The sequence below is a fragment of the Vibrio sp. TRT 17S01 genome, from assembly GCF_050113695.1.
Classification (GTDB): Bacteria; Pseudomonadota; Gammaproteobacteria; order Enterobacterales; family Vibrionaceae; genus Vibrio.
In genome coordinates, this window is the sequence record NZ_JBNJOG010000003.1 from 181840 (window position 1) to 194661 (window position 12822).

Annotated in this window: 12 protein-coding genes; 6 read left to right on the top strand and 6 right to left on the bottom strand. The window is 42.7% G+C overall.

The window, feature by feature from the left end; all coding sequences use genetic code 11:
* The first annotated feature begins 14 nt into the window (after positions 1 to 14).
* Positions 15 to 914 carry a LysR family transcriptional regulator gene (locus tag ACQEXS_RS06365; protein WP_367989661.1) on the top strand — a complete coding sequence of 300 codons (900 nt, stop codon included), beginning with the start codon at positions 15 to 17 and terminating at the stop codon, positions 912 to 914.
* Positions 915 to 1084: 170 nt separating this feature from the next.
* On the top strand, positions 1085 to 1246 hold the full coding sequence (locus ACQEXS_RS06370; protein ID WP_427013208.1) for a hypothetical protein: 162 nt from the start codon (positions 1085 to 1087) through the stop codon (positions 1244 to 1246).
* 87 nt (positions 1247 to 1333) lie between these two features.
* Here ACQEXS_RS06370 and ACQEXS_RS06375 read toward each other — a convergent pair whose 3' ends face one another.
* Positions 1334 to 2959, bottom strand: coding sequence for an ABC transporter ATP-binding protein (locus tag ACQEXS_RS06375; protein WP_427013209.1), 1626 nt, complete (start codon positions 2957 to 2959; stop codon positions 1334 to 1336).
* A 12-nt stretch (positions 2960 to 2971) separates the two neighbouring features.
* The gene (locus ACQEXS_RS06380; RefSeq protein ID WP_367989664.1) at positions 2972 to 3466 is read right to left on the bottom strand and encodes a hypothetical protein; all 495 of its coding nucleotides are present in this window, start codon (positions 3464 to 3466) and stop codon (positions 2972 to 2974) included.
* A gap of 211 nt (positions 3467 to 3677) precedes the next feature.
* On the opposite strand from ACQEXS_RS06380, the gene ACQEXS_RS06385 reads away from it, so the two are divergent.
* Positions 3678 to 6038 (top strand): Lon protease family protein, encoded by a 2361-nt coding sequence (locus ACQEXS_RS06385; protein WP_427009698.1) that lies wholly within the window; start codon positions 3678 to 3680, stop codon positions 6036 to 6038.
* Positions 6039 to 6096: 58 nt separating this feature from the next.
* On the opposite strand, the gene ACQEXS_RS06390 is transcribed toward ACQEXS_RS06385, so the two are convergent.
* A complete protein-coding gene (locus ACQEXS_RS06390) occupies positions 6097 to 6990 on the bottom strand; it encodes a cation diffusion facilitator family transporter (RefSeq protein ID WP_427013210.1) in 894 nt (297 codons plus the stop codon).
* A gap of 196 nt (positions 6991 to 7186) precedes the next feature.
* Positions 7187 to 8065, bottom strand: a complete 879-nt coding sequence (locus ACQEXS_RS06395) for a LysR family transcriptional regulator (protein ID WP_427013211.1) — start codon at positions 8063 to 8065, stop codon at positions 7187 to 7189.
* Positions 8066 to 8207: 142 nt separating this feature from the next.
* Here ACQEXS_RS06395 and ACQEXS_RS06400 point away from each other — a divergent pair, with 142 nt between their 5' ends.
* Entirely contained in the window at positions 8208 to 8783 is a 576-nt protein-coding gene (locus ACQEXS_RS06400) for a class I SAM-dependent DNA methyltransferase (protein ID WP_427013212.1), read from the top strand.
* A gap of 78 nt (positions 8784 to 8861) precedes the next feature.
* Here the strand turns inward: ACQEXS_RS06400 and ACQEXS_RS06405 are convergent, their stop codons facing one another.
* On the bottom strand, positions 8862 to 10835 hold the full coding sequence (locus tag ACQEXS_RS06405; protein WP_427013213.1) for an acetoacetate--CoA ligase: 1974 nt from the start codon (positions 10833 to 10835) through the stop codon (positions 8862 to 8864).
* A 223-nt stretch (positions 10836 to 11058) separates the two neighbouring features.
* On the opposite strand from ACQEXS_RS06405, the gene phhA reads away from it, so the two are divergent.
* Together phhA and ACQEXS_RS06415 are read left to right on the top strand one after the other, a co-directional pair.
* Positions 11059 to 11853, top strand: coding sequence for a phenylalanine 4-monooxygenase (phhA, locus tag ACQEXS_RS06410; RefSeq protein WP_427013214.1), 795 nt, complete (start codon positions 11059 to 11061; stop codon positions 11851 to 11853).
* Entirely contained in the window at positions 11843 to 12187 is a 345-nt protein-coding gene (locus ACQEXS_RS06415) for a 4a-hydroxytetrahydrobiopterin dehydratase (RefSeq protein WP_367989671.1), read from the top strand. The genes phhA and ACQEXS_RS06415 overlap by 11 nt, the downstream gene beginning before the upstream one ends.
* On the opposite strand, the gene ACQEXS_RS06420 is transcribed toward ACQEXS_RS06415, so the two are convergent.
* Positions 12184 to 12744: a hypothetical protein gene (locus tag ACQEXS_RS06420; RefSeq protein ID WP_427013215.1), complete on the bottom strand. Its 561-nt coding sequence runs from the start codon at positions 12742 to 12744 to the stop codon at positions 12184 to 12186. The two genes, ACQEXS_RS06415 and ACQEXS_RS06420, sit on opposite strands and share 4 nt — an antisense overlap.
* Positions 12745 to 12822 lie beyond the last annotated feature (78 nt).

Consider the following 12822-nt stretch of genomic DNA (forward strand, 5'->3'; position numbering starts at 1 on the left):
AATGACATAATAAGATGCGAGCCGACGACTTAATCTTATTTTCACAGGTGGTGGAAATGGGCAGCTTTAGCAAGGTGGCTGAGATAAATAACCTTACAAATTCAGTAGTTAGCAAAAGAATTGCAAGATTAGAAGAAGATATTGGTGTTCAGTTATTATATCGAACTACGCGTAAATTGACGCTAACTGAAGCTGGCAAGGCATTATTGGCTGGCGCAAAAAATGTGAAGCAAGCCGCTCAAGAAGCCATGGATGCCGTCTCCGGTTTTGGTGAACGCTTGAGTGGACACATTAAGATGTCCGTCCCTACAATCTCAGGAGACTTAATTCTCGCTGATGCGGTAGCTGAATTCTGTAACATGCATCCGGGTTTGTCAGTGGACATGTCGTTAGACAATCGCTTTGTTGACTTAATCGCTGGTGGTTACGATCTGGTTATTCGTACTGGATATTTAGAAGACTCAAGCTTGATTGCCCGCCACATACTCGATTCGCAATGGGTGGTTTGTGCATCGCCATCTTACATTGCTAAAAATGGTAAACCGTTGCAACCGCAGGATCTTTCTAATCACAATTGTTTGCAATACGCATATCAAACAACTGGGGCGTCAGAATGGGAGTTTAAACGCAGTAGCGGGAACTACATTGTTAGAGTCGATGGCAGTTTTTCAACAGATAATGCTACCGCGCTGCGTAAAGCGGCATTGGGGGGGCATGGTATCGCTTATGTTCCTCGTTGCTTGGTTTATCATGATATTCGAAATGGCCAATTGGTGGATATATTTCCAGAGCAAGTGGGTAAAAAGCTTGGGGTTTATGCTGTCTATCCATTTACCCGACAACCACCGCAAAAAGTGAAGTTATTAATCGAGCATATTAAGACGAGGTACTTGGCCATCTCACACTATTTTTAGAATATTAAACTGCGTAAAGCAAACTAACGACTGCTAATGATAGTTAATGGCTTTTAAATTGAACTTTATTGCTATGTTGATATGGTTTAATTGGGTATTTGGTCAATAACTTATCCAGCTATATGGTCAGATGATTGAAAGACGCATTCTAGGGATAGTGGAACCTCATTATGAGTAATTGCGATATTTTTTCATATAGAAATTATCAGGACGCAGCCAATAAAAAGAGAAAAAAAGACGTTCAATTAAAAAAGAAGAAAAAAGCAGAGACGCGAAGAAAAATAGAGCTCAAGCTAGAGGATATGGCTTTAGACAAACAGTTTACTTTGTAATCTTTCACGAGAAAAATGCCGCATCCATGCGGCATTTTTGATTCGGCGGCCAAACCGAAGTTTTCTTTGACGTTGTTATGGTATTAACTAAGCAGCCACGCTTTCTTCATCATCAATATCAAATGAAGCATTGATGAGCTTTCGCGTGTAGTCATGCTTTGGCTGATGGAAAATTTCTTCGGCAGTGCCGTGTTCCATCACTTCTCCTTTTTGCATCACTAGTACGCGATCAGATAGCGCTTTGACGACACTTAAATCATGACTAATGAACAAGAAGCCGATGTTGTGTTTCTTCTGAATATCTTTCAAAAGATCAATGACGGTAAGTTGTACTGAGCGGTCCAACGCAGAAGTCGGCTCATCAAGCAAAATGAAGGAGGGCTCAAGTATCAACGCACGTGCAATTGCAATACGTTGACGTTGTCCACCTGAAAACTCGTGTGGATATCGGTTAATAGAGTGGGGTTCGAGTCTTACTTCTTCCAGCGCTTTTCGTGCACGTTGCATACGTTCAGCTTTGCTTAGATGGGGTTGATGGACAGTTAACCCCTCTGTGATGATATCACCGACGGTCATACGTGGAGAAAGTGAGCCGTAAGGGTCCTGAAACACCATTTGAATGTCTTTCTTTAATTCAAACTTTGCCTTTGCAGAGAGCTGGCCAATATCTTGCCCTTTATAATGAATATCACCGGTGCATGGCAACAAACCGATTAGCGCGCGGCCCAGCGTTGACTTCCCAGATCCCGATTCACCGACAATACCTAAAGTTTCACCTTGTTTAAGTTCGAGGGAAATCCCTTTAACAGCTTCAAAGTATTGGCTTTTACTGGCAATAAAATGAGGTTTGATTAGAAACTTAACGCGAATATCTTCTGCTTTTAGCAGTGGCGTTGCGCTCTCTGCGATCGGTTCTTTTTGCCCGCGAGGGACAGAGTTAATTAACATTTTGGTGTAGTCATGCTGAGGCGAAGCAAATATTGGCCCGCAATCTCCAGTTTCAACTACGTCGCCCTTACACATCACAATAACACGGTCAGCAAGGTGCTTTACAACACCAAGGTCATGGGTGATGAACAAAATCGCCATTCCCATTTTGCCTTGTATCTCTTTAATAAGGTTAAGAACCTCTGCTTGAACCGTTACATCAAGTGCTGTTGTTGGTTCGTCAGCAATCAAAATATCGGGCTCATTGATGAGCGCCATTGCGATCATGATCCGTTGTAATTGGCCACCGGAAAACTCGTGCGGATATTTGCTGTATGCGGTTTCAGGATTTGGTAAATGGACTAAATCAAACAGCTCTAAGACTTTTTTCTTTGCTTCTGACCGACTAACTGAACGGTGACACATGATGGCTTCAGCAACCTGAATACCCACGCGCATGTAAGGATTGAGTGAAGTCATCGGTTCTTGGAAAATCATCCCAATACGATCACCACGAATTGCTTGCATCTCCTTTTCGCTTTTCTGAAGCAACTCTTCGCCTTCAAACACAATACTTGCGTCTGGATTCACGATGGCGTTATTAGGTAACAAGCGCATAAGTGCGTTTGTCGATACTGATTTACCGCTTCCAGACTCACCAACAATCGCCAGCGTTTCACTGGTAAAAAGATCAAAGCTAATGTCTTTTACCGCATCGACGATACCGTCATTGGTTGTAAAACTAACGGAAAGGTTCCGAACATTGAGAATAGTGTGTTGTGACATTGTACGTCCTTATCAATTGACAACATGGGAATAGCAAGACTCGGGTTGGTAGCTCTTTAGGGCACTGAAATGGTGATGAGCTTTCTGAACATGTTCAAATTCCAGCATCCATTCTGCGTTTCTCTGCGCACTACAAAATGCACCTAAATGCTTCATGAGATCTTCACTATGCTTATGAAGAATGTTGGCAGCGGATTCAACCAGAGGCAGCGTCTCAATTGAAATGAATTGGAGCAAAGCGTAAGCGTGATTGAGCACATCAAACGCGTGTTGTTGTTGCCCCATTCGGTTAAGAATTTCTGATTGGGAAATGGCTGCGTCTCTCAAACCCGTGAGTAAACAGACAAACTGACATGGTTTGGTCTCTTCACTGTGTAGGGCAGTTTGGATGTGTCCGGGCATATGGTTGAGAACTTGTTCAAACAAATAGTTGGCTTCCGGCCAATGGCCTTGCTCTAAAAGTTGCTCTGCTTTGAGGTAATGTGCCCAGCACTGATGTAAATCCATGAATTGACTCCGCCAACAAGAAACATGGATATTTAAATGCAATTTATTAACTAATGCAAATAATTATCATTTAATTGTTCAATTAAGTTGGATTTGATGGTTATTTGAGCACTTAAACATGATTTGGCTGTAAGTCACTAAAATTTAAATGAAAGTCATCTAGACTCAATGAATAGGAACCACAACCCATAATTAAAATAAGGAGGGAGTGATGGCGATACAAAGATTGATGGCAGACCAGCTATATCTGGATACGGATTTAGAAACTCTGCCAAGTAAGTCGACCAAAGAATTGGCTCCCATTGACGAGATTGTCGGTCAGGAGCGAGCTCAGAAAGCGGTAGAGTTCGCAATGTCGATCAAAGAGAAAGGCTACAACATCTATGCGATTGGGCAAAATGGGTTAGGTAAACGTACCATGATCCTTCGTTACCTTAATCGTCATCAGCATGAAGCGGACTCTCTATTTGATTGGTGTTACGTCTCAAACTTTGATGATACACGTACACCGAAAGTGCTTAAGCTGCCGCGTGGCGTTGGCGCTAAACTAAAACAAGACATTGAAAAGTTGGTGTCTAAATTGGTTAATGCGATGCCTCTAGCGTTTGATAACGAACTGTATTTTAGTCGCGCTGACAAACTGAAAAACCAGTTAGCCCAAAAACAAGAAGCCGAGCTTGAATTAATCAGTCGCGATGCAAAATCGAAAAGCATCAGTTTGACGATCACACCTCAAGGTGACTATCAGTTTGTTGCAATGAATGGGGAAGACCAACATACCGAAGAGTCCTTTGAAGAACTGACGAAAAAAGAGCAAGAGCAATTTGGTGCCGCTATTGATGAGCTCGAAGTACAGCTACGCAATATGGCGCGCCAGTTGACGGAGTGGGAAGAAAGCTACAGCGAAAAAATTAAAAAGCTGAATGATGATGTCACATTAGATGTGATTGCCCACTTTATCAAACAACTCAAAACGGATTACAGCCAGTATCCGGCAATCAAAGGTTATTTAACGGATCTGCAAAAAGACATCGTCGAAAATGCAGATATTTTCTTGGAGCAGGGCAGTGAGCAAGCGGAGATCGCAAACGCTTCTCTAGACAAGAAACTACCAAGAAGATACAAAGTTAACGTTTTAGTAAGCCGTAAAGATGACAGCTTTCCGATTGTCGTGGAAGAAACGCCAAACTACCATTCTCTATTTGGATATATTGAAACAGCGACCTTTAAAGGCACGGTTTTTACTGACTTCTCATTGATCCGTCCGGGCAGTTTGCACAAAGCAAATGGCGGCGTGCTATTGATGGATGCACAGAAGGTACTCGAACAGCCATATGTCTGGGATGGGTTAAAACGTGCATTGCGTGCTCGCCAACTGAGTTTCACTTCCTTAGAAAAAGAAGTCACACTCACCGGTGCGGTTTCATTGGATCCGGAGCCGATTCCACTCGATGTGAAAATCATCTTGTTTGGTGATTATCGTACTTATCAGCTACTGCAACACTACGATCCAGAATTTAGCGAGCTTTTCCGTGTAACCGCTGATTTTGAAGATGAAATGAAGCGCACTGTTGACTCTGAATTGCATTATGCACGCTTTATTTCCAGTGTGGTGCATGACAATGGCATGTTGCATTGCGATAAAAAGGCGATGGCACGGATCATTGAACACAGCGCTCGTTTAGCTGGTGATCAGAATAAATTGTCACTCCATTCAGCTCACATTGCGAATTTACTTCGTGAGTCTAATTACGTTGCGCGCCAAGCAAACTCGAATATGATTCGCTCGAGCCATGTCGAAGAAGCATTGAGTAATCAGGAAATGCGAGTTAGTCGCTTGAAAGACAGTGTTATGGAAGGGTTTATCAACGGAACCACTTTGATTCGCACTGACGGACATGCGATTGGGCAAGTGAACGCGCTTTCTGTTTTAAGCACCAGCGAGTATATGTTTGGTGCGCCAAACCGCATTACGGCAACAACTTGCTATGGTGAAGGTGATGTAATCGACATCGAACGAAGCGTTGATTTAGGTGGCAGTATTCACTCGAAAGGCGTGATGATCTTAACTGCGTATCTATCTTCCGTGTTTGGCCGTACCGCTCGTGTGCCATTAACCACGACGATTACCTTTGAGCAATCCTATGGTGGGGTTGATGGTGATAGTGCGAGTATGGCGGAGTTCTGTGCCGTGGTGTCTGCGTTTTCTAAACAACCCAACCGTCAGGATATCGCAATTACGGGATCTATGAACCAATTTGGTGAAGCACAACCTATTGGTGGTGTGAACGAAAAGATTGAAGGATTCTTTGATGTATGCGAGATCAAAGGACGTACTAATGAGCAAGGGGTCATTATTCCTCGTTCGAATATTCACAATTTGATGCTACGGCCGGATATCGTGAAAGCTGTTGAACGTGGTGAATTCCATATTTGGGCGATTGACCATGTAACCGAGGCCATTGAGCTGTTTACAGGGAAAGCGGCGGGAGAGCCGAGTGATGAGGGCAGCTATCCAATTGATACCATCTTTGGTATTGCTCAAGCGAAGCTCAATGCATTACGTAAATAACCATTAAAACAAAAACACCGACAATCATGTCGGTGTTTTTTTTTATCTTCTAATCTGACTAATTGGCAATGTTCATCGTTAGATGCAAATCAAGTGAGAGTTTCGATAGCTTGTCTTTTAACACTCGACGCGCTTTATCTAACTCAGCAACCTCAACGTTGTCATCTTTAGTGTATACATCCAAGTTAACTCTTAGCTCTTGGCCAACCTTCGTTACGCCCGCAAGCTCAATATGTTGAGACACCTGACTATCCAGAGCTGATACTTCTTGCTTAACTGTACGGCGAATTTCTTTGCTTGGCGCCATCATCAAGAGTTCACGCATTGCGCCTTTTAGCATGTCGAAAGGTACTTTAATAAAGTAAAACGACATTAGAATCATCATCATTGGATCGGCATAAACAGAATAGTGAGCCCATGGTGATAACGTGACCAACCAAGCGGCAATAAAGCCGAGTGTCACAGCCACACTTAATAGCGTATCCATTTGCCACTGTTTTGATTCAGCAACAATTAATCCTGAAGAAAAGCGTTTAGAGGTTTTGGCAATGTACCACCACGCGTAACCACAACCGATTACATTAATAACGCCAAACAATGTCGCGATAGACGCATCGACCTCACGACCGCCGCTAAACATGGCTAAAACCGCTGAGTAAAGCGAATAACCAACCACTGAGAGAATCACCGCCCCTTTAATCGCAATAACGACAGGCTGAAGTACGGCTTTACCGAAAGGGAAATGATGTTGGCTAGGCTTTTGGATATAACGAGAAACCGCGAGCGACAATAAAGTTAACAGTAAACTGACGAGCGAATAAGCACCGTCGAAAACAATAACCAGAGAACCAACGAGTAGACCGAGCACAAGCCCTCCAACCGCAAACCCAGAAGCTAAAAGGGCTGAGACGGTAAGGATTCGTTTTTCATTTAAGCTTGTCCTGGCACACATATTAAATACTCGCTGTTGAACATATCTATATTGTTCTCTTTTAGTGCGAAATTGACAAATATGATCTGTGTTAAAAATAACCTGAGAAATGAGTGTGTATGACTAAGTTTAATTAAAACAACTGGTTAAGAAGATATTGCGGTGTCATTATTATTGACGCTCAGTGATTAATTGCGTATGGCATATGGCTTTGATTCTAAAAATCAAACAGATATTCGTTTAAACGATCCGCTAACCAAGAGACGCCTGGGTGTTCCGCACGCCCTGATGCCGTGAACATGCAGTAGTCCTCTTGAGTCAAACCATAAGTGTGTTTAATTACAGCGAGTTGTTGCTGGCGAAGGTAATGACGAATAAGGGGCTCAGGCAATACTCCCCACGCGTCTTCCGCAAGAATGGTATTCAACATGTAATCGAAGCTTGAAAAACCGATGTGTCTCAGGGACATCGGTTGAAGTTCAGGATTGTCTTTTTCGTTCAGATAAACCATCACAGCCTGTAATTGCTTGCGTAAATCTTCATCAGAGACTCGTCTTAACTGAGTAAGCGGATGCCCTGATTTGCACACCGACATCATTCGGATCTTGCCTAACGGGTGATAGGTGAGTTGAGGGTCGTCAATTCTTTCGTAGTCAACGCCGAATGCATAATCGACTTGGTGAGTGGCCACTAGGTTGGCTAAATCACCACTTGATGCCAGAACAATATTGACGGATGTAGCGGGAAATTGATCGTTAAGGCGGTGCGCTAAATCTAGCCACATGTCATCAGGTAATGAGTCATCACGTGCTATCCATAGCTCGGCGTTGAACTCTCCAGAAGCTTGCGCACAAGTTTGTCGAATTCTTGATGACGTTACCAATAAACTTTCGCAATCTTTGTAAATGGCTTTTCCTGCCTCTGAAAGTACTAGATGGTTCCCAGAACGAACAAAAAGTTCAATACCTAGCTCTTTTTCCAGTGCTTTAATTGCCATGCTGAGCTTGGTACGGTTACATTCAAGTTGGCGTGCTGCTTCTGACACTGAGCCAGTATCTGCAACATGACAAAACGCTTCGATTTGAGAAAGGTTCATAGTAACTTCATTAGTTTCACTGCATTAACGAGTGTATCTTATACCAAAACACCAAGAAATGTTGGTATAAGACTATGAAGACACATAGGTTTTGGTTTACTCTTGGTGGGTGCCTGATACAAGAAGTAATAGGGAGATCATAATGGCGACAAACTGGGACGAATACGCTGCAGAATGGGAAGCGAATCAAGCGACGCACACATATGCTGAGAGTGCATTCGATTCGTTAACTAAAGCAGTTAGTATTAAAGGTAAACACGTTCTAGATTTTGGTTGTGGTACGGGTCTAATGAGTCAGAAATTGGCTCCGTTTGCCAAAGATATTGTGGCTCTTGATAGCTCTGAAGCAATGATTGAGAAGTTAGACGACAAGCAGTTAGAAAACGTCGAACCTGTTGTTGATGTGCTTTCTCGTGGGTTAGTTGCACTTCATCCTGCGTTTCGTAAACAATTTGACCTAATTATTGCTTCGTCCGTTTGTGGTTTTTTACCCAATTACTCTGATGTTATGGATATCGTTTATTCTTTGCTCGATGAAGGCGGCCAGTTTGTGCAGTGGGATTGGTTAGCTGAAAATGACAGCGAAGGACTGACAGCAAATAAGATTGAGCGTGTGCTTTCAAGTGTGGGTTTCAACGAGGTGACTATTTCAACTCCGTTTGAAATTGAAACTCCGGAAGGCAAACTAAAAGTAGTGATGGGTGTCGGTACCAAATAAAGCATCCGCATCATTTGACTTAGATTACAATACAAAGCCCTGAACGTGTTTCAGGGCTTTGTTGCCATATACTTGTTGTTATATAAACAGTTGAGCAATTTCATCCAATACTTCCGGGTTGGCAATTGCACCTTTGTTCTGTACTTCTTTTCCATGGATCACTTGCTTTACCGCCAGTTCAACCAATTTGCCGGATTTGGTTTTAGGGATATCACTAACGGCGTATATTTCAGCAGGAACATGCCGAGGTGAACAATGTGCTTTAAGTTGTGCTTTTATTTGAGCAGAGAGTTCAGTTGTTAGCTTTTGTTGGTTGTTCAAAGCAACAAACAACACAATACGCTCATCCCCTTGATATGCTTGTCCAACTGCGATTGAATCTCGCACAGCATCGAATTGATTTACCTGTTGGTAGATTTCTGATGTTCCGATTCGTACACCACCAGGATTCAAAGTGGTATCACTTCGCCCATAGAAAATCATCCCTGAGTTCGGTGAAAGCTCGACATCGTCTCCGTGATGCCATGCGTTTTCAAACTTATCCCAATACGCTTGATGATAGCGTTCACCATCATCATGCCAAAACCCGATAGGTTGATTAGGAAAACTATTGGCACAAACGAGCTCTCCTCGTTTTTCTCGAATAGAATGACCGCTCTCGTCAAATACTTGCACATCCATACCCAGTCCAAGGCCTTGGCATTCCCCACGAAATACCGGAGAGATTGGATTACCGAGGACAAAGCAGCCGCAAATATCTGTACCGCCAGAAATAGAGGCTAAGTGGAGATCCGCTTTGATATTGGCGTACACAAAATCAAATTGTTCTGGATAAAGTACGGATCCGGTAGAGCATAACGTTTTTAAGTGCGGTAAGGCGTAATACTGGCTGGGTGAATAATTGACTTTTTGTAGCGTCTCGAGATATTTCGCTGATGTGCCAAACAAGCTGACATTAGCTTCTTGTGCCAGTTCCCACAATACGCCGGGCATTGGATACATTGGGCTTCCGTCATAAATAATAAGTGTCGCTCCGCTGGCAAGAGCCGAGACATGCCAGTTCCACATCATCCAGCCACATGTTGTGTAATAAAACACGGAGTCTGAGGGTTGAATATCACAATGAAGTTGATGTTCTTTCAAGTGATTAAGGATGATTCCTCCAACAGAATGAACGATGCATTTGGGTTTACCCGTTGTTCCAGAGGAGTAAAGTACAAACAGAGGATCATTAAACCCAACACGTTCGTACCTTAATCCGCGTGGGATATAGCTAGCCAGTATGGCTTCCCAGTCTGAAAATGTTTCATTGTAAAATGCATCTTGTGGTGTGGCCTGTAGGTAGTCGATTTGACAGGTGTTTTGGATACTGGAAAGGGCATCAGCAAGCTGACGATTTTTTTCCACCATATCAAATGACTTCCCATTGAAAGAGTAACCATTACAACAGAAGAGGATTTTTGGCTGAACTTGGCCAAAACGCTCGATGACGCTCTCGACACCAAAATCAGGAGATGTTGATGTCCAAATCGCACCAAGGCTTGTCGTGGCGAGCATCGCGACAACCGTTTCTGGTAAGTAGGGGAGGTAACCCGCGACGACATCACCTTTTTCAACCCCATTTTGCTTTAGCCATTGTTGAAGAATCGAGACCTGATCACACAACTGTTGCCATGTCAGCTTTCGGCTTTGTCCCCGTTCGTTTTTAAACCAGATAGCTGTTCGTTCAGGCTCTTGGAAGGCATATGAAAGTAGGTTTTCCGCGTAGTTGAGCTGGGCTTGTGGAAACCAAATGGTATCACGGCTTGAATAAAATTGACCCCATTTAGCAATGCCTTCTCCATGGATGCAGTCGCCTTTAAAACCAATCACATCGCAATATTGCCAAATTTCTAACCAAAACTCTTTTTTTGAATCTATAGACCATTGGTGCAGCTCGTTAAAGTCGGAAATAGCTTCCCCTTGCATGTTGATATGCTGGATGAACTGATAAAGGTTGGAGGTTTCTATGCGTGAGCGGCTAGGTGTCCACAAAGGTTGTGTGTTAGGCATGACATTCCTCGTCAAAATTCCGCGAAATCCTTCTAAGTCTTGATGCTTTTTTACTCAAAGTCAAACTTGGAGCAGGGAAACATATGGCTGAAAAATATAGAGAAAAACGCAGAATGTAAAATAAATGTTACATTTGGTTTGGGCTTGATATTACCTTGACTATTGGCAGGTGAAACACCAGTGGATAGGCTTAATTGTAAACGGGTTGTAAAAGGTTTACGTAATGACTAAGTATCAATCTAAGCCTATGAATGATAACGGCTTCATTAACTGGAGTGACAGTGAAAATCACATTTGGCACGACTTGATGAAGCGGCAGCTTTCATTGATTGGTGACAGAGTATGTAAGCCTTATCTCGATGGGCTTGCGATGTTGGATTTGCCAACGAATAGGGTTCCGCAACTGCGAGATATCAATCAAGTGCTGGTTGAGCAAACAGGATGGCGAGTTGAACCAGTGCCTGCGCTGATTAACTTTGACCGCTTTTTTGGTTTGCTTGCGGAGAAAAAATTCCCCGTCGCAACGTTTTTAAGAAGCAGGGAAGAGTTTGACTATTTACAAGAGCCTGATTTTTTCCATGAGGTATTTGGCCATTGCGCAATGTTAACGCATCCAGATTTTGCTCAATTTACCCATACTTATGGAAAAATTGGCAAAGAAGCAACCGCAAAAGAACGTGTTTATTTGGCGAGGCTGTATTGGTTTACGGTTGAGTTTGGTTTAGTGCGTGAAAACGGTGAAACAAAAATTTACGGCGGCGGGATTATCTCGTCACCGGGAGAAACGGTGTATTCACTGGATAGCCAAACAGCACAAAGACAGACTTTCGATATTCAACGCGTATTAAGAACGCCTTATCGAATCGACATCATGCAGCCTGTTTACTATGTACTGAATGATATTGAAGCGTTGTATGAGCTTAGTCAGGTCGACTTACTGCAACAAGTCCACCAAGCCATGTCTGCCGGTTTACTCCCTCCATTATTTGAAACTAAGGAAGAAATAAATGTTAAATGAACTGCGTTGTGAGGCATGCAGTATTGATGCGATTGCGTTAACACAGAATGAGCGCAACAGCCTTTTGAATGAACTCGATAATTGGTCTCTTATTGAGAGAAATGAGATCCCTCAGTTAGAGAAGGTATATAAGTTCAAAAATTTTAAAAAAGCGTGGGCTTTTGCTGACCAAATCGCTCAGTTAGCTGAAGATGAATTTCATCATCCCGCGATCCTTCTTGAGTGGGGCAAAGTGACAGTAACGTGGTGGAGTCATTCCATTAAAGGCTTGCATAAAAACGACTTTATATGTGCAGCCAAGTGCGATGAGTTGTTTGTTGCTTCCTCAGACTAGTTATTACGATTCTTTGCTTTCCGCAATGCTTGGTATTCGGTGAGGTAGATCTCTCTTAGCTGCTCATATTTTTGCATTAATACCTGCACGTCATTTATGAGTGCTTGATTGTGTAGTACGTATTTTTGAGCGGCAATTGAGTTGAGTTGTTTATCGGCGCTTTGGCAGTGTGTACTCATGGTTTGCCATTGTTTGGCTTGCTGGATGAATGAAGGAAGCTGTTCAGACATTTTCTCGTGTTGATGCAATAAATCGGCAGCCGTAACTAATGCTGATTCAGCTTGTTTAAGCAACATTTCTCTTTTGTTTGAATTTTCGACAGAAAGTAATGCGTCAATTTCTTTCGGTGAAAACGTTTTATGGATCAGAATTTGGTTACGTTGTTCATTAAGAGATTGATTGAAACTGATGGCTTGTTGGTTATACAGACGATCGATGTATTGTTGCTTATGTAGCAACTGGTTCCAGTCTCGCTGCGAGCAATGTTTAGCAAAGAGAATGTTAGGTGAATAGAACAATAAAACTGAGCCAACAAGTACTAGTTCTAATCGGTTCATAATAAGTAATCAATAACTAAGATAGTAAGAGTATAAACCGAGTCAAAGATAAAGGGGTGTCAAGAAGGCATGAGAGGG